The sequence below is a fragment of the Enterobacter cloacae complex sp. IR5422 genome, from assembly GCF_049238165.1.
GTDB lineage: Bacteria > Pseudomonadota > Gammaproteobacteria > Enterobacterales > Enterobacteriaceae > Enterobacter > Enterobacter roggenkampii.
Window position 1 is genome coordinate 39,731 of record NZ_JBMKHT010000005.1, and the last position, 16,701, is coordinate 56,431.

Here is a 16,701-nt window from a genome sequence, read left to right on the forward strand (position 1 = left end):
AGGGAACGCGGAGGGATATTTTATGCGCCACGTCACAAAAGCTGCTACACTCCGCCCCTTCGCGACATTGTGGTTTTTGTCCTCTCAATTGTTATATCTCCCTGAAAACTACACCTGTGATGGTCGGGGCGGTTCGGAGTTTTTATGTCTTTTGATTCCCTTGGCCTGAACCCGGAAATTCTGCGCGCGATCGCAGAGCAGGGCTACGTTGAGCCAACCCCAATCCAGCAACAGGCTATTCCTGCCGTTCTTCAGGGCCGTGACCTGATGGCCAGCGCCCAGACCGGCACCGGTAAAACCGCGGGCTTTACGTTGCCGCTGTTAGAGCTGCTGGTAAAAAACCAGCCGCACGCCAAAGGCCGTCGTCCGGTTCGTGCGCTGATCCTCACCCCAACCCGCGAGCTGGCCGCGCAGATTGGTGAGAACGTGCGTGACTACAGCCGCTATCTCAACATTCGCTCGCTGGTGGTGTTCGGCGGGGTCAGCATCAACCCGCAGATGATGAAGCTGCGCGGCGGCGTGGACGTGCTCATAGCAACGCCGGGCCGTCTGCTGGATCTGGAACACCAGAACGCGGTTAAGCTGGATAACATCGAAATTCTGGTGCTGGACGAAGCCGACCGCATGCTCGACATGGGCTTTATTCACGACATTCGCCGCGTGCTGGCCAAGCTGCCGCCGCGTCGTCAGAACCTGCTCTTCTCCGCGACCTTCTCCGACGAGATCAAGGCGCTGGCGGAAAAGCTGCTGCATAACCCGCTGGAAGTAGAAGTGGCGCGCCGCAACACCGCCTCTGAGCAGGTGACGCAGCACGTTCACTTTGTGGATAAAAAGCGCAAGCGCGAACTGCTCTCCCAGATGATCGGCCAGGGTAACTGGCAGCAGGTGCTGGTCTTTACCCGCACCAAGCACGGCGCGAACCACCTGGCGGAACAGCTGAACAAAGACGGCATCCGCAGTGCGGCGATCCACGGCAACAAGAGCCAGGGGGCGCGTACCCGTGCGCTGGCGGACTTCAAGTCTGGCGACATCCGCGTGCTGGTGGCGACCGACATCGCCGCCCGTGGCCTCGACATTGAAGAGCTGCCGCACGTGGTGAACTACGAGCTGCCAAACGTGCCGGAAGACTACGTGCACCGTATCGGCCGTACCGGTCGTGCGGCGGCCACCGGTGAAGCGCTCTCTCTGGTGTGCGTGGACGAGCACAAGCTGCTGCGCGACATCGAACGCCTGCTGAAGAAAGAGATCCCGCGCATCGAAACCCCGGGCTATGAAGTGGATCCGTCGATCAAAGCCGAGCCGATTCAGAACGGTCGTCAGGGCGGTCGCGGTCAGGGCGGCGGTGGTCGCGGCCAGCAGCCGCGCCGTGCTGAAGGTGGCGCGCCGAAGACAGCGGGCAAACCGCCGCGTCGTAGCAACGACAGCAAACCGGCCGGTGACAATCCGTGGCGCAGCGGCGAAGGCAAGCCGGCAGGGGAAGGGCAGCGCCGACGCCGCCCGCGCAAGCCTGCTAACCCGCAGTAATCTGGAAGCCCGGTCGTAAAGCCGGGCTTTTCTTTTTGCGGCAGCGAAGAGAAAGTGCCACAATAGTGGCTGTTTATACAGTATTTCAGGTTTTCCGATGGCTTTAACCGCGGCGCTGAAAGCGCAAATAGGCGCCTGGTATAAGGCGCTACAGCAGCAGATCCCCGATTTTATCCCCCGAGCGCCGCAGCGGCAGATGATTGCCGACGTGGCAAAAACGCTCGCCGGGGACGACGGGCGACATCTGGCGATTGAAGCCCCGACCGGCGTCGGGAAAACCCTGTCTTATCTCATTCCCGGCATCGCCATCGCGCGGGAGGAGGACAAAACGCTGGTGGTCAGCACCGCCAACGTGGCCTTGCAGGACCAGATCTTCAGCAAAGATTTGCCCCTGCTGCGCAAAATCATCCCCGACCTGCGGTTTACGGCCGCCTTTGGCCGCGGGCGCTACGTCTGCCCGCGTAACCTGGCAGGGCTTGCCAGCAGCGAGGCGTCGCAACAGGATCTGCTGGCGTTCCTCGACGACGATCTCACGCCCAACAACAAAGCCGAGCAGGAGCTCTGCGCAACGCTGAAAGGCGATCTTGATGGCTATAAATGGGACGGCCTGCGCGATCACACCGATAAAGCCATCAGCGACGATCTGTGGCGCAGGCTCAGCACCGACAAGGCCAGCTGTCTGAACCGCAACTGTCACTACTACCGCGAATGCCCGTTCTTCGTCGCGCGGCGCGAAATTCAGGAAGCCGAAGTGGTGGTGGCTAACCACGCGCTGGTGATGGCGGCGCTGGAGAGCGAAGCGGTGCTGCCGGAGCCGAAAAACCTGCTGCTGGTGCTCGACGAAGGCCACCATCTGCCCGACGTGGCGCGCGACGCGCTGGAGATGAGCGCGGAAATTACCGCGCCCTGGTTCCGCCTGCAGCTGGATCTCTTCTGCAAGCTTGTCGCCACCTGCATGGAGCAGTTCCGCCCGAAAACCACGCCGCCGCTGGCGGTGCCGGAGCGTCTGAGCGACCACTGCGAAGAGGTTTACAGCCTTATCTCGTCTCTGAACAACATCCTGAATCTTTATCTTCCCGCAGCCCAGGAGGCGGAACACCGCTTTGCGATGGGCGAACTGCCGGACGAGGTGATGGAGATTTGCCAGCAGCTGGCGAAGCATCTTGAAAAGCTGCGCGGGCTGGCGGAGATGTTCTTAAACGATCTCAGCGAGAAAACCGGCTCGCATGACGTGGTGCGTCTGCACCGTATTCTTTTGCAAATGAACCGTGCGCTCGGCATGTTCGAAGCGCAGAGCAAGCTCTGGCGGCTGGCCTCGATGGCGCAGGCGTCGGGCGCGCCGGTCACCAAATGGGCCACGCGTGAAGTGCGCGACGGCCAGGTCCACCTGTTTTTCCACTGCGTGGGCATCCGCGTGGCCGATCAGCTGGAAAAGCTCATCTGGCGCAGCGTGCCGCACGTGGTCGTGACCTCCGCCACGCTGCGCTCCCTGAACAGCTTCTCGCGGCTGCAGGAGATGAGCGGCCTGAAAGAGAAAGCGGGCGATCGTTTTGTCGCGCTGGATTCGCCGTTTAACCACTGCGAGCAGGGGAAGCTGGTGATCCCGCGCATGAAGTATGAGCCGCTTATCGACAACGAAGAGCAGCACATTGCGGAGATGGCGGCCTACTTCCGCGAACAGGTTGAGAGCAGAAAGTACCCCGGTATGCTGGTGCTGTTTGCCAGCGGACGGGCGATGCAGCGTTTTCTGGAACATGTGACCGACCTGCGCCTGCTTCTGCTGGTCCAGGGCGACCAGCCCCGTTACCGGCTGGTGGAAACCCATCGCAAGCGCATCGATAACGGCGAGCGCAGCGTGCTGGTGGGATTGCAGTCCTTCGCGGAAGGTCTGGATTTGAAGGGCGATTACCTGACGCAGGTGCATATTCATAAAATTGCCTTCCCGCCCATCGACAGCCCGGTCGTTATCACCGAGGGCGAGTGGCTGAAGAGCCTCAACCGTTATCCGTTTGAGGTGCAGAGTTTACCTGCGGCGTCGTTTAACCTTATTCAGCAGGTCGGGCGTCTGATCCGTAGCCACGGCTGCTGGGGGGAGGTGGTGATTTATGACAAGCGTCTGCTCACTAAAAATTACGGCCAACGGTTGTTAAACGCGCTGCCGATCTTTCCGATTGAACAGCCAGAGGTCCCCGAGGTAAAAAAACGCCCGGCAACACTGACCGCCGGGCGCAGGAAAAGCATCCGTGCTAAGGGGCGCGGTCCTACTGGTAAGTGAAGGTCACCTGCACCACGCTGCTGAACGTCCCTGCGCTCACCGGCATGGAGGTGGCGTAGTAGCGTGCGGCGAGTGGGAAGGTGGCCGTATGATCGTTTTGATTAATCACCGCGTTAAAGCTCGCCTGCGGAGCGATGAGAATATTGTCCTGCCGGTCTGCCAGCTCCAGCGCCAGCCCCTTTGCGCTGCCGATATTGGCGAATTTAGTGGGGTGCGTGCTGTCCGCCTGGCCGTAGAAATAGGCGGTGGCAAGCGCGAGGCTTGGCGGGCAGTGGGATACTGACAGGGAAAAGTCTTTCCACTCGCCGGTATCGCCCACGTCTTTAAAATCACCGGATGCCGCCTGACCTAAATCCACCGTCAGGTTCCGGCTGGCGCTGTCGATGATGCAGGTATTGGCGTAAATGTTGCCCGTCATCTGGATCTGAATATCTTCGGCGTGTGCCTGGGCGATCAGCCCCAGCGCCAGAAACGCAATTATCTTCTTCATGTCAGTTACTTATAAGCAAGCGTGATGGTGGCAACGGTGTTGGCCGGACCGGGAGTGACCACGTCGCTGACCTGCTCGTAGCGCACCTCAAACGGTATGGTCAGCGTTTCGTTGGCAATGGCTTCGCTTCGGGTGTTAACGTAGGTATCAAAGGTGGCGATATTGTCGTCGAACAGCATTCGGACACCGACGCCCGTCGCGACGCCAGTCTGCTGCGTGAGTTTCAGCACCCCTTCGAAGGCCGTTTCATAGCCGTTTGAGCTGGTAATTTTCACTTCAGGCTGTACGGTGCTGTTGCAGTTCACCGTGACGTCAAAGTTTCGTGCCGGAGAAGAGAGCATCCCCACGCTGATAAAATCGCTGACCGGGAAATCCCCCAGATTGACCGTCAGGTTTTTCGGCAGGACGGAGCAGGTGACCTCTTTCAGAATAACGTTGCCAGCATAGGAGATGGTGTTGGGATCGCCCAGCCCTTCGTGGTGATAAACCCCGATCCCAAAACGGGTCTGACTTTGATTCAGCGTGCCTGACGCTACGGTATCGCTGGTTTTGACCAACTCCAGCGTAACGTCGAAATTAAAGGTCTGTTTGCCATCGCTGGAAACATAACCCAACGGCGTTCCTGTGGAAATGCAGTTAACGCCTCCGGCTCCGCTGATGCGCTGCCCCTGATCGTTCATCAGGGCCACACCGATCCCAGGAACTCCCGAATCGTAGACACCTTTCAGGCCTGGAATCTCAGCCCCAGTGCCGTAGTAACAAGAGACAATTTCCAGCCCCTTATCTTCCGCATTGTCACAATTACCGGCGATATGGGCGATTTGCTCTGTACCCGGGATCGTTTCGCCAACGGCCAGCGTCGTGGGAACGGAGATAGAGGCCACGTTGATCATTTTCGGCAGGTCTGGCGTAGTACAGGTCGCCTTCGCATGCGGCATAAATAACGCGGCGGTTCCCAGAACCAGTAAGAAAAAGCACTGTTTAATCATTTGCATAATCGTTAGCCTGAACGGTGGATCAGTGACACTGCGCGGCAGCGTTAATGATGCTGGTTTTCTCTTTCTCATCCGTTAGCGCATAGTCAGCGACGCAGTGCTCGTTCGCCCCCTGTCCCCAGGAAACGTAGAGATGCCCTTGCTGCGGCAGACCAGAGAGGTAGGTCTGGCCGTCATTCCCGACAATAAATTCGCTGTCCTTATCCTCGGTGGTGACCGTTGCGCCGAAGGGCAGCGGTTTACCCTTTTGCGTAAGCGTCATCAGGACGCGGTTACCCACGCGGGTGTTAAAGCTGGCGCGCACCACGGCCCCGCGGGTTGGCGTCACGATCTGCGCCGCGTGGGTGACGTCGGCGTTGTCCGGTAGCGTTTCGGTATCCAGCGCGATGGTGTTGTGGCGATACGCGGTAACAAACGGCACGACGGTGTAGCCGCGGAAGTCGGTCTCGACGCCCGTCTGGTTCGTGATATGGGTTCCGTGCGTGCCCGGCGCTTTCACCAGCGCGATGGTGTCACCGAGCGGCTGGCTCAGGGTTATTCCGTTCGCATGGGCAACCACGCCACCCTGCAAACCGACGTTCACGGTCTGCTGATATTTATCCTGACTGACGCCTGCGCTCACTTCACCATAGGTCGCTTTATAATCGGCGTTGATGCTGGTGGAGTTACCGCTGCCGGTGCTGCTCAGCCCTTCCTGGATGTTCCAGTTCAGGTTGTCCTCTTTCAGCGCCGTGCCGTTCAGGCCGATGTTCTGCGTCGTGCCGTCTTTGGTGTTGTTCAGGTTGTAGGTGGCCCAGGTGTTATGCATCCAGCGGTCCAGCGGCACCGAGACGCTCAGCGAGAACTGGTTGTCGTTTGTCACCTCGTTACCGTCTTCATCGCTGTCCTGGGTGTTTTTGTTCATGCTGTAGCTGAGGCTGTAGCTCACCCCGTGCCAGCTATTGTTGTAGCTGACGCTCATCGAGGTCATGTTCTGACTCTGACTCCAGTACGTCTCTTTCACCATGCTCAGGGTGACGGATCCCCAGCCTTCCGGCAGCGTCTGGTCGATGGTGGCTTCGGTTCGGGCGCGGCGCTGCTGCGGTGCAGACCAGTCGTCGGAGCGGGTATATGACTCCATGGTGTCTTCAAGGGTGTAAAACCCTTTGCTGTTGTAGCGATAGCCGGCCAGGGAGAAGTTGGTGCCTGACCGGGCGATGTCTTTGCTATAGCGCACGCGCCACGACTGGCCTTTGCTGGCCTGCTGTTTTTTCAACAGGGCCTTCGCGCGGGTCACGTCAAGGGAGAAGGCGCCTAAATCGCCCATGTTTTTCCCGACGCCAGCCGCCTGAGACTGGTAATGGCTGCTCTGCTGCACGCCACCGTAGGCGGTGAAACCGTAGGGTAAACCGTAGATGGCGCTGCCCTGGGCAAACGGGGTTTTCTCGACGTCGTTGTCATAAGAACGGTAGCGTCCGGCAGTCAAGCTGTAGCGCAGATTTTTTTCACGCTGCAATACCGGCACGGAGGCAAACGGCACGACGAAATGGCTTTCGCTGCCGTCGGTCTCTTTCACGGTGACCTGGAGATCGCCGCTGCTGCCGGTGGGGTAGAGATCGTTAATTTCGAACGCGCCGGGGGCGACCGTGTTCTGATAAATGATGTAACCGTTCTGGCGTACCACCACCTGCGCGTTACTGTGGGCGGTGCCGCGAATAATGGGGGCGTAGCCTTTTTCACTGTCCGGCAGCATGTCGTTATCGGATTTCAGCTCCACGCCGGTGTAGGGTACGCTGTCAAAAACGTCGGAAGGCGAGGAACTCTGGCCGACGGTGAAGTCGCTTTTCATTGCCACCATATCGCGTTGCGCGTAGGTATATACGGAGGTGAATTTTTGGTCCTCCTCGTTACCCGTGGTGCTGCGATTCCAGGTGGAATAGTTGCGAATGCGCCATGCGCCAATGTTCAAACCCGGACGCAGGTTAACGTACTGGCTGCTGTTATCCTGTTCGCCCGGCTGGCGCGCATGGCTTTGGCTGGCATTCGCACTGTAGTTAAGCAGGCCCGCGTTAATTCCTTCGTCAAACTCTTTTGGGTCAATGTAGCCGCGAGGCACATGACCGAGCGCCGACTGGGGAATGCTCAGCAGCAGTTGCTGGTTGCGAACGCGGAAGGTCGCGGATGCCGCAGGGATGGCGTGTAAATCGGCGCACTGGCCTTTGGCTTTCAGCTGCGGATATTTTTGGGTTTTGATCCCGAGGCTTTTTAAATCGTCCACGGTAAAGCAAGGTTGCAGCGTGCTGTTGCCGTGATCGTCTTTCTGCAGCGTAAAGGTGACATCGCGGGTATCAATTTTATTATTATTGATAAACACCGTAACCTGATATTTACCCGGCGCCTGGCCTGGGCCTTTTTCATAGACGGATAAATCGGTTTTTCCCTGCTGGGGATTATCAATATCCAGCAGGGCAGGGTTAAAATAATCATCAGCCATAACCTGATGCGCAAAGATCGCCATTACCAGGCCAAAAAAAATGACCAGCAATGACGAAAATCGGCAGGTGAACGGCTTTTTATGGCTGTACATGATTATTTTATTACCGGGGAAAAGTATTAATGAACGGATTTCGACCAGGTATGGCTGATGCTGCCGTAATCAGTAATAATGGAATACGTCACGTTCGAGCCTCTGACATTACCCGGTATGGCAAAATGCGTTTCTGTTTTTGGAACGGCCCAGGTCGCTTTCGTCACTTTCTGACCATTCAGGGTGACTGCCTGGAAATTCATATAAAACGGCGTGGGGTTATTCACCACCAGCTCGTTACCTTCGCGACGCCATTCAAGCTTATCGGCCACGTCTTCTGGTCTGCCTTTTACCGCAGACGGGCGATACAGCAATTTAATACGGGTATTAATCGCAATTTGCAGCGTATTCACGCCTTCCACCTGCTTTGAGGAAGGGATCGCTTTAATATTCAACCAGTACAGGGATTCCCTGTCTTCAGGCAAATTTCCGCCCGTACGTACCACGCGCAGAACGTTATCTTCTTTCGCATCCAGACGGAAAAGCGGCGGGGTGATGAGGAACGGGGCTTTGGCCAGGTTTTTACCGCCGGAATCAACCCAGGACTGTACCAGATAATCCGTCGCATCTGGATTTGAAAGACCAAGAGATGATTCCTTTTTATCTCCCTGGTAGACCAGACGGGTGCCATTAATAATGACGCCCGCATGTGCAGTGGCGGCTACCAGTAAAAGCGTGCTCAGTAAATAACCGTGGCGCATACAGATTTCTCAATAAATAGATGAGATATTAATGCCCGCAAAAGCATTAATATCTCAGGATTGATAAGATCAGTTATAAATAACGGTGAAGGTCGATACAGAGTTAGCAGGGCCTGCGGTGATCGCAGCGCCGGTTTGGATATAACGGGCACCAAATTCCAGATCGTTAACCGCCGTACCGGAGGTTAATTGATACTGCTGCGATGGCGTATACAGGCTGACAGGCTGCTCTGAGGCATCAACCAGCTGAATTGCCACACCGGTCGCCGCATCGCTATCTGGCGTTAAGGCCAGCGTAGCGTTGTTATTCGCATCTGGCGTACCGCCGAAATTAATGGCTGCGGAGGTGACCGTGTCAGGACAATTCGTTAACTGAATATCAAACTTCGTTAATGTGCTGGTAGAGCCAGCACCGGTAAATACCGTTTTAGACACTTTTCCCAGCTGAACATTTAATGGATTACTTAATCCATTCACAACCTGACAAGCAGAATCGATAATTTCACCGGTGAAATTGATCTGACCTTCACCGTTTGTTGCCGCAAACGTGGATGCAGAACATCCCACCGCTGCGGCGATGATTAAACCTAAAGCAACCTTGTTCATAACAAATCCTGATATGTTTCTGGTGAGAGCGTTGCCTGGACGTTTTCACCGTTGACCCTTAATGACTTTCCGCTGGTTATTTAAACAAATAATGGTGCATTAAGAATCTTCTGCAGAAATCACAAATAATTGAAATAATGCTTGAGTTTCTTTTTTATCCTTAAAAACAGAACGTTGATGATGTAGAAAAAAACTAACGTCCGAACGTTTAACAGGGCTATATTGTTACCAGAAGGATATTTTCAGGAGAGATGTCGTGGATTTTCGCAAGATTATCAAAGAGGTAGGCAGGGGCAAAAACCACGCCCGCGATCTGGACCATGAAACTGCTCGCGCCCTGTATACCCGAATGCTCGATGGCGAGGTACCTGACCTGGAGATGGGCGGCATACTGATTGCGCTGCGTATCAAAGGCGAAGGCGAAGCGGAGATGCGCGGTTTTTACGAGGCGATGCAGGCGCAAACGCTGCGCCTGACGCCGCCGGTGGCAAAACCGATGCCGATTGTCATCCCGAGCTATAACGGCGCGCGCAAGCAGGCAAACCTCACTCCGCTGCTGGCGATCTTATTGCATAAGCTGGGGTTCCCGGTGGTGGTTCACGGGGTCAGCGAAGATCCCACCCGCGTGTTGACGGAGACCATTTTCGGCATGCTGGGGATTGAGCCAACGCGTCATGCAGGACAGGCGCAGGCGAAGCTGGATGGCCATCAGCCGGTTTACATCCCCGTCGGAGCCCTGTGCCCGCCGCTGGAAAAGCAGCTGGATATGCGCTGGCGCATGGGCGTGCGCAACAGCGCCCACACCCTGGCGAAGCTGGCGACGCCGTTTGCAGAAGATGCCGCATTGCGCCTTTCCAGCGTATCGCACCCGGAATACGTGGGGCGTGTCGGGAAATTTTTTGAGGAGATTGGCGGCAGGGCGCTGCTGATGCACGGTACAGAAGGTGAGGTGTATGCCAATCCACTGCGCTGCCCTCAGCTGATGCTGATCGATTCTGCCGGTACGCGCGCTGTCCTGGCGCGCGGGGAAGAGAATACGGACGTCATTCTCCCTGAAGCGAAAGACCCGCACACCACCGCGCACTGGATTGAACAGTGCCTCGCCGGAAACGTGCCTGTGCCGCAGTCTATTAAGCTGCAGATGGCCTGCTGCCTGCTGGCAACCGGGGAAGTTGATACGGTCGAGGCCGGTCTCAAACGCGTGGACGCGGCGTTTTAGGCAAAAAAAAGCCCGTCCAGTGGCGGACGGGCAAGCAAGGGTAACAAACAACAGGGTCAATGAGGGTTGGAGCAGCTCACCAGAGGGTTTGGCGAGGGGACAGCATTCATTCAGGCGATTATTTGTAGATAACCGCGGTACCGCTCAGCTTGTTATTGCCGTTAGCGGAGGTAATGGTGTATCCGCTTGCACCGGCAGCAGCTGCTTTCTCAGCCAGTTTGGCTTCCAGACCGTCCAGGGTGGTCGCGCCATCAGCACTCACCACACCGACTTTGTTCATGTTCTGTGCCTGAGCAGAAGAGACTGGCTCTACGGCGAAAGCGCCGAAAGACAGAGCGGACAGGGCAACAGCAGCTACAGCATATTTGATGGTTTTCATAAGTAATCTCTCGCAGGTGTTTCTGTTAAGGGGACGATGTTCCGTCGATGTGATGAGTATCACGTTTTTTCTTGAGAGATAAAATCGAAGAGAATTGACGTGGTCAATCAAAAAAATTGAATGACAAATAACTTATTGATTACTAATAAATTCAAAGTGGCGCTTTACACTTCTTGTGGATGCGCTTTACAGAACAAAAATGAAGGGCACATTTTGCTACGCGGTTCGCTAAAAATCGTGAGCGTAAAGGTAAGCGCCCCGGCGGTTAACTTAGGTAAAGGAAAGTCAACGTAACTGGCTATCTTTCGAACCTCTGCGATTATAACCTGAATGTGAAGCATTTTTTGAATCTTTATTCTGCTGACACGTAATGCATAACCTTACGCCTGGCATGGCTTTTCGCCGCGCCTCCGGGATCGGTTCTCCACACTCTTCGCACTCCTCCAGGCTTTCGCCGCGTGGGATTTCACCGCGAGCGCGCGCAACCGCATCTTCAATCGTACTGTTGATCTGTTCGTTTACGGCGTCATCATTCGCCCAACCGGAAGCCATAGCATCCTCCTGAAATGGTGTTATACCCTGCTTTTAATGTGGGGTTAAAAAATAAACAATCAAGGCGAGGAAGAGAGCAAACTGCATCTGGCAGGCAGATGCAGTCATGGGGTGGGGCAGATTATTTATAGATGGTCGCTGTGCCGTACATATGGTTATCTCCGCCAGCGGAATTCACCACGAAGCCTTTTGCACCTTCCTGGCGGGCTTTTTCCGCCAGTTTATTCTGCAGATCGTCCAGGTTACTGGCGCGGCTTACGGAGACGGTGCCTGCAGGTTGAAGCTGGCTGGTGTCGGTACTCTGGGTCAGCGACTGAACGGCCATCGCAGAAAATGACGCGGTCGTCAGGGCGGCGGCGATAACAACAAGGGTCAGGTACTTTTTCATAATCACATCCTCATGAGGAAACAACAGGTGATTCCCCTTAAGTTTAGAAGCCTGACGAGTGTGACTTAGCGCAAATATTTGATGATGATCTGCTTATTTTTTGAACGATAAAAATTGACATTGCGCTGACAGATCATAGACATAAAGGTGTTTGATTTATGGCGGCTTTTTCAGCGCCGCAGAGAAAGATTTACCGTTGGGCCAGCAAAGGGTATCTTACGCCGCTGTTTAAAGGAGAACGCCATGACTTCCCAAAAGCCGGGATTGCACCCACGAAACCGCCACCGCAGCCGCTACGACATGAATGCGTTATGCCTGAGCTGCCCGCCGCTGCAGGACTACATTGTCCAGACCCCCGCGGGTGAACCTTCGGTCAACTTTGCTGACCCCCAGGCGGTTAAAATGTTGAACAAAGCGCTGCTCGCACATTACTACGGTGTGGCGAACTGGGATATTCCGGAAGGCTTTCTCTGTCCACCCGTTCCGGGCCGCGCGGATTACCTTCATCACCTTGCCGATCTTCTGGCTGAAGACCGTGATGGCATTATTCCTCAGCAGGCGACCGTGCTGGATATCGGCACCGGGGCGAACCTGATTTACCCGCTGATCGGCGCGCATGAGTATCCCTGGCGCTTTACCGGAAGCGAGATCGGTGCCGAGGCCTTCGCCAGCGCCCAGGCGATTATCAACGCGAACCCGGGATTAAGCCGCGCCATTCGCCTGCGTCGTCAGAAAGAGGCCGCCTCAATCTTCAACGGCATTATTCATAAAAATGAAACCTATGACGCCACGATGTGCAACCCGCCGTTCCACGATTCGGCGGCAGCGGCCCGCGCGGGCAGCGAGCGCAAGCGCCGCAACCTGGGTCAGGCTGAAGACGCCGCGCTGAACTTCGGCGGTCAGCAGCAGGAGCTGTGGTGTGAAGGCGGCGAGGTGGCCTTTATCCTGCGCATGATTGCGGAAAGCAAACAGTTTGGCCGTCAGGTGAAGTGGTTTACGACGCTGGTTTCCCGCGGAGATAACCTGCCGCCACTTTACCGCGCGCTCACCGAAGCGGGCGCGGTGAAAGTAGTGAAAAAAGAGATGGCGCAGGGCCAGAAGCAAAGCCGCTTTATCGCCTGGTCATTTATGGACGATAACAAACGTCGCAAATAGCGCTGCGTCGCAGGCCGGGTCAGGCGAAGCCGCCACCCGGCAATCCGGCTACAGCGTCGGCTCCTGCGGAGGGAGCGGCGCTGCGGGCGGCGGCAGGACCTGATACGTCTGTACCGGCATCCGCACGTTCGCCAGATCGAAGTGCTTTTTCACCATGCTGTCGAGCGCAAAGCGCACCGTCCACTGCTTCAGCGGCTGGGTGGTGAACGACACGCGTAGGGTAAAGGCCGTGTTCGTCAGCCCGACAATGCCGGCAAATGACGGCTCGCCAATCACCAGCCCGCGAATATCCTCCATCTGCATCAGCTCTTCTACCGCATCGCGCAGCGCCTGCTTCGCTTTATCGGCATCCTCATGACGATCCACATCGTAGTTCGCCACCACGGAACCAATGCCGCGCACAAAGTTGGCAAAGGTGGTGATCGAAGACCAGGGAATGATGTGGTACGCCCCGGTATCCTGACGCACGCCCACCGAGCGAATCGACATCCGCTCCACCGTGCCGGTCAGCGGCCCGATGGTCACCAGATCGCCCGTGTTCATCCCGTTCTCAAACTGGATAAAGATACCGGTAATAATATCCTTCACCAGCGTTTGCGACCCGAAGGAGATCGCCAGCCCCAGGGCACCTGCACCGGCCAGCAGCGGGGCGATATTCACCCCGATTTCTGACAGCACAATCATGATGGTGATGGTACTGATGATGACCGCCAGCGCGTTGCGGAACAGCGTCAGCAAGGTGCGGGCCCGCGCGCTGGGCAGGGGCCTGCCGTGAATATCCGACACCAGACGGTTCTCGATGAGGCTCGCCAGCAGCGTCCATCCGACGGCAGAGAAGAACAAAATCAGCGCGATGCGAATCAGAATGTCGACCGTTTTTTCACCTGCGCCGTTGTGCAGCCAGTTCCAGAAATCAAACAGGCTCCACGCGTTAAGGAGCAGCATGATCGCCACGCAGACGGTGAGAATGCGCGCCACCTTGAGGGATACCGACATCCAGCCGTTCACCCGTTTTTGCAGCTCCGGGTAATTACGCTGTACCTGCGGCGACAGGGTGATGGTTTTCGAGATCCAGCGCGACAGCAGCCCCGACACAAACGCCGCAATGCCGATAATGGCCAGGCTTTTGAATGTTGCCCCCATCATAAATTTCAGGCTGTTTCCCGGGTCGAACAGCGAGAAGAAGCACAATACGATGAAGTAGGCGCTTGCCAGCCAGTGCCACACCAGGGCGAATGCGCGAATAAACAGGCTGAAGAACGAGAGGGAACGATCGGCCAGATGCAGCAGGCTCTCAGTGATGGTCTTTTTATTGTGGAAGATAAGGTACAGCGACCAGACGGTAATGCAGAGCATGATAATGACGTTTGCCAGCGCGCCAAACTGGACGTTCACCTGGTTGGAGATGATCGGCACGGCAACCAGCAGACCGTAGCCAATCAGCCCGCTGAGCACGCTCAGGCGCAGCGCCCAGTATGTTGCGCTCTCGTCCCGAATGGAGAAGGGACGCAGCGCCGGCACGTGAGGGCAAAAGAGTAACCGCAGCAGCGCCTTGAAGAACTCAATCAGGGCAAAGGCATTCAGGAAAAGCGACTGCTGGAAGGCGATGGTTTTGTTGCCCGCGTTCAGCCTGTCGGCCAGCATCTGGCCTAAGAACAGCGTCAGCGCCAGCAGCAGTAAATCGATGATAAAGGCTGAGGCGATCATCAGCGGCAGGTGCAGCCAGCTGCTTTTCTGCTGATTCTTTCTGCGTCCCCATTGCCCCATTTTGCGGTACAGCGGCCACGCGCACAGGCGCACCAGCCAGTAAAAAAGGAAGACTGCACCGGCCAGCATCAGGAACTGCATGGCGGCGGCGGTAAACGTTTGTGGGTTAAACGGCTTATGGGGTGAGCCAATCAGGTTGCGGTAGAGCTGGGCAAAGCGCGAGGAGAGCGCTTCCCCATAGTGGCGGCTCACGTCAGTGACATTTTCCAGCACCGTTTTTTGCTCCTCCACCTGCGGAGGGGTGAGGGTCGGAACGGTTTCCTGGGGCGGCGTGGCGGCGGCTTTGCGCAACTGCTCGATTAATTCCTTTCGGGAGGTGTCGTTCTCAAGAACGTCGGCAAGCGCGCCGTAAGCCGCTTTCTTCTGTTCAACATCCGGTTCCGGCGGGGGCGTACTTTGCTGGCTGGCGGTTGTTCCGGTGGTCACACCGGGGATCGCGACGGCGAACGATGGCGCACTAAACAGGCTAATCAACAGCAACAGGATCCACGGCACGGCGTCCTCCGGTGAAAATGTCGAACAAAATGATAAGTATAGAAGTCGGGACGCGGAGGGGGATTTTTGGGAACAATCTGGCGTAAAAAAGCCGGGCAGGCCCGGCTTAGCGTAACGCGAGGGATCAGGAGACGTGCTGCAGGAACTCCTGCAAACGCGGGCTCGGCGGGTTCGCAATCAATTCCTGCGGGTTACCGTCTTCCGCGATACGGCCTTTATCAATAAAGATCAGGCGGGACGCCACTTTCTCCGCGAAGCCGATTTCGTGGGTCACGATAACCATCGTCATCCCTTCTTCCGCCAGATCCTGCATGACCTTCAGCACCTCGTGACGCAGCTCCGGGTCGAGTGCGGACGTAGGCTCATCAAACAGCATCAGCTTCGGTTTGACCGCCAGCGCACGGGCAATCGCCACGCGCTGCTGTTGACCACCGGACAGCTCGGAAGGGTAGTGATGGGCGCGTTCAGCCAGGCCGACTTTCGCCAGCAGATCTTTGGCCAGCGCTTCTGCCGCCGCTTTGTTGGCACCGCGCACGCGCAGCGGGCCAAACATCACGTTCTCCAGCGCCGTCAGGTGCGGGAAAAGGTAGAACTGCTGGAACACCATGCCCGCTTCCTGACGAATCAGACGGTCATCCACTTTCGGGTCATTCACCTTCAGACCGTCGACAATCAGGTCGCCGCTGGTGATCTCTTCCAGCTTGTTGATGCAGCGCAGCAGGGTCGACTTACCGGAGCCGGATGGCCCGATAATCACCACCACTTCACCCTGTTTGATGTTCAGATCGATATTGTGCAGCACCTGGGTTGGGCCAAAGTGCTTGGAAACGTTTTTAAATTCAATCACAGGATTTTCATCCTTCTTTCAAGACGACGCAGAACGAAGCTCAGAACCAGAGTAATGATCAGGTAGACAACGGCCACCGCACTCCAGATTTCCAGCGCGCGGAAGTTGCCAGCAATGATCTCCTGCCCCTGACGGGTCAGTTCGGCCACGCCGATAACAATGAACAGCGACGTATCTTTAATGCTGATGATCCACTGGTTACCCAGCGGTGGCAGCATGCGACGCAGCGCCAGCGGCAGAATAACGTGGCGGATCGTTTCGCGACGTGAAAGGCCTAATGCCAGACCGGCTTCACTGAACCCTTTATGAATCGACAGCACCGCACCGCGGGTAATTTCCGCAATGTAGGCGCCCGAGTTGATCATAATGGTGACGACGGCGGCGCTGAACGGGTCGATGCGCAGGTCGGTGAATGCCATAGGCAGGGCGAAGTAGATGAACATGACCTGCACGACAATGGGGGTGCCGCGGATCACTTCGATGAAAACCAGTGCGATGTGGTTTGCAATCCAGCCACCGTAGGTGCGGGCGAAACCGGCGACAAGACCGATAATCAACCCGCCAACCAGACCCAGGACCGAAATCCACAGGGTCATTTTAGCGCCTTCAAGCAAGAGTGGAATGGCAGGCCAGATGGCGCTCCAGTCAAACTGCATGATGTATTCCTGTATACCGTGGTGAAAAACGAAAAACGTAGGCCCGGTAAGCGGCAGCGCCACCGGGCGTTACAAACCTGAATTCA

The 16,701-nt window shown here is 56.4% G+C and carries 15 protein-coding genes; 4 read left to right on the forward strand and 11 right to left on the reverse strand.

Annotated features, from left to right (window positions below; genetic code table 11):
• The first annotated feature begins 144 nt into the window (after positions 1-144).
• Complete coding sequence (gene rhlE, locus ACOTXT_RS04000; protein ID WP_055321534.1) at positions 145-1,524, forward strand: ATP-dependent RNA helicase RhlE; 1,380 nt, start codon at positions 145-147, stop codon at positions 1,522-1,524.
• A 97-nt stretch (positions 1,525-1,621) separates the two neighbouring features.
• The gene (gene dinG / locus ACOTXT_RS04005; RefSeq protein ID WP_046092314.1) at positions 1,622-3,799 is read left to right on the forward strand and encodes an ATP-dependent DNA helicase DinG; all 2,178 of its coding nucleotides are present in this window, start codon (positions 1,622-1,624) and stop codon (positions 3,797-3,799) included.
• On the opposite strand, the gene ACOTXT_RS04010 is transcribed toward dinG, so the two are convergent.
• From ACOTXT_RS04010 to ACOTXT_RS04030, 5 genes are all read right to left on the reverse strand, one after another.
• Complete coding sequence (locus tag ACOTXT_RS04010; protein WP_008501157.1) at positions 3,786-4,289, reverse strand: fimbrial protein; 504 nt, start codon at positions 4,287-4,289, stop codon at positions 3,786-3,788. The two genes, dinG and ACOTXT_RS04010, sit on opposite strands and share 14 nt — an antisense overlap.
• Positions 4,290-4,294: 5 nt before the next feature.
• The gene (locus ACOTXT_RS04015; RefSeq protein WP_023343628.1) at positions 4,295-5,284 is read right to left on the reverse strand and encodes a fimbrial protein; all 990 of its coding nucleotides are present in this window, start codon (positions 5,282-5,284) and stop codon (positions 4,295-4,297) included.
• Between the two features lie 22 nt (positions 5,285-5,306).
• Positions 5,307-7,850, reverse strand: a complete 2,544-nt coding sequence (locus ACOTXT_RS04020) for a fimbria/pilus outer membrane usher protein (RefSeq protein WP_333163640.1) — start codon at positions 7,848-7,850, stop codon at positions 5,307-5,309.
• A gap of 26 nt (positions 7,851-7,876) precedes the next feature.
• The gene (locus tag ACOTXT_RS04025; RefSeq protein WP_008501161.1) at positions 7,877-8,551 is read right to left on the reverse strand and encodes a fimbrial biogenesis chaperone; all 675 of its coding nucleotides are present in this window, start codon (positions 8,549-8,551) and stop codon (positions 7,877-7,879) included.
• 69 nt (positions 8,552-8,620) lie between these two features.
• Positions 8,621-9,157 (reverse strand): fimbrial protein, encoded by a 537-nt coding sequence (locus ACOTXT_RS04030; protein WP_021240980.1) that lies wholly within the window; start codon positions 9,155-9,157, stop codon positions 8,621-8,623.
• 256 nt (positions 9,158-9,413) lie between these two features.
• On the opposite strand from ACOTXT_RS04030, the gene ybiB reads away from it, so the two are divergent.
• A complete protein-coding gene (gene ybiB, locus ACOTXT_RS04035) occupies positions 9,414-10,376 on the forward strand; it encodes a DNA-binding protein YbiB (protein ID WP_055322264.1) in 963 nt (320 codons plus the stop codon).
• Between the two features lie 118 nt (positions 10,377-10,494).
• Here ybiB and ybiJ read toward each other — a convergent pair whose 3' ends face one another.
• The 3 genes from ybiJ to mcbA form a co-directional block, all read right to left on the reverse strand.
• On the reverse strand, positions 10,495-10,755 hold the full coding sequence (ybiJ, locus tag ACOTXT_RS04040) for a DUF1471 family protein YbiJ (protein WP_013097471.1): 261 nt from the start codon (positions 10,753-10,755) through the stop codon (positions 10,495-10,497).
• Between the two features lie 285 nt (positions 10,756-11,040).
• Positions 11,041-11,307, reverse strand: a complete 267-nt coding sequence (locus ACOTXT_RS04045; protein ID WP_021240978.1) for a DksA/TraR family C4-type zinc finger protein — start codon at positions 11,305-11,307, stop codon at positions 11,041-11,043.
• 121 nt (positions 11,308-11,428) lie between these two features.
• Positions 11,429-11,695: a DUF1471 family periplasmic protein McbA gene (gene mcbA / locus ACOTXT_RS04050; protein WP_021240977.1), complete on the reverse strand. Its 267-nt coding sequence runs from the start codon at positions 11,693-11,695 to the stop codon at positions 11,429-11,431.
• A 243-nt stretch (positions 11,696-11,938) separates the two neighbouring features.
• On the opposite strand from mcbA, the gene rlmF reads away from it, so the two are divergent.
• On the forward strand, positions 11,939-12,850 hold the full coding sequence (gene rlmF / locus ACOTXT_RS04055; protein ID WP_333163645.1) for a 23S rRNA (adenine(1618)-N(6))-methyltransferase RlmF: 912 nt from the start codon (positions 11,939-11,941) through the stop codon (positions 12,848-12,850).
• A 48-nt stretch (positions 12,851-12,898) separates the two neighbouring features.
• Here the strand turns inward: rlmF and ybiO are convergent, their stop codons facing one another.
• The 3 genes from ybiO to glnP all read right to left on the reverse strand — a co-directional run bounded on the left by ybiO (position 12,899) and on the right by glnP (position 16,615).
• Entirely contained in the window at positions 12,899-15,112 is a 2,214-nt protein-coding gene (gene ybiO, locus ACOTXT_RS04060) for a mechanosensitive channel protein (RefSeq protein ID WP_023292946.1), read from the reverse strand.
• A gap of 124 nt (positions 15,113-15,236) precedes the next feature.
• Complete coding sequence (gene glnQ, locus ACOTXT_RS04065; protein ID WP_008501169.1) at positions 15,237-15,959, reverse strand: glutamine ABC transporter ATP-binding protein GlnQ; 723 nt, start codon at positions 15,957-15,959, stop codon at positions 15,237-15,239.
• Positions 15,956-16,615, reverse strand: coding sequence for a glutamine ABC transporter permease GlnP (gene glnP, locus ACOTXT_RS04070; protein ID WP_003858462.1), 660 nt, complete (start codon positions 16,613-16,615; stop codon positions 15,956-15,958). The genes glnQ and glnP overlap by 4 nt, the downstream gene beginning before the upstream one ends.
• Between the last annotated feature and the right edge of the window lie 86 nt (positions 16,616-16,701).

Coding starts and splice junctions, on each gene's coding strand:
- mcbA (WP_021240977.1), bottom strand. CDS start 11,695: ATGAAAAAGTACCTGACCCTTGTTGTTATCGCCGCCGCCCTGACGACC.
- ACOTXT_RS04030 (WP_021240980.1), bottom strand. CDS start 9,157: ATGAACAAGGTTGCTTTAGGTTTAATCATCGCCGCAGCGGTGGGATGT.
- ACOTXT_RS04045 (WP_021240978.1), bottom strand. CDS start 11,307: ATGGCTTCCGGTTGGGCGAATGATGACGCCGTAAACGAACAGATCAAC.
- dinG (WP_046092314.1), top strand. CDS start 1,622: ATGGCTTTAACCGCGGCGCTGAAAGCGCAAATAGGCGCCTGGTATAAG.
- ACOTXT_RS04015 (WP_023343628.1), bottom strand. CDS start 5,284: ATGCAAATGATTAAACAGTGCTTTTTCTTACTGGTTCTGGGAACCGCC.
- ACOTXT_RS04025 (WP_008501161.1), bottom strand. CDS start 8,551: ATGCGCCACGGTTATTTACTGAGCACGCTTTTACTGGTAGCCGCCACT.
- rhlE (WP_055321534.1), top strand. CDS start 145: ATGTCTTTTGATTCCCTTGGCCTGAACCCGGAAATTCTGCGCGCGATC.
- glnP (WP_003858462.1), bottom strand. CDS start 16,615: ATGCAGTTTGACTGGAGCGCCATCTGGCCTGCCATTCCACTCTTGCTT.
- ACOTXT_RS04020 (WP_333163640.1), bottom strand. CDS start 7,850: ATGTACAGCCATAAAAAGCCGTTCACCTGCCGATTTTCGTCATTGCTG.
- ybiJ (WP_013097471.1), bottom strand. CDS start 10,755: ATGAAAACCATCAAATATGCTGTAGCTGCTGTTGCCCTGTCCGCTCTG.
- ACOTXT_RS04010 (WP_008501157.1), bottom strand. CDS start 4,289: ATGAAGAAGATAATTGCGTTTCTGGCGCTGGGGCTGATCGCCCAGGCA.
- rlmF (WP_333163645.1), top strand. CDS start 11,939: ATGACTTCCCAAAAGCCGGGATTGCACCCACGAAACCGCCACCGCAGC.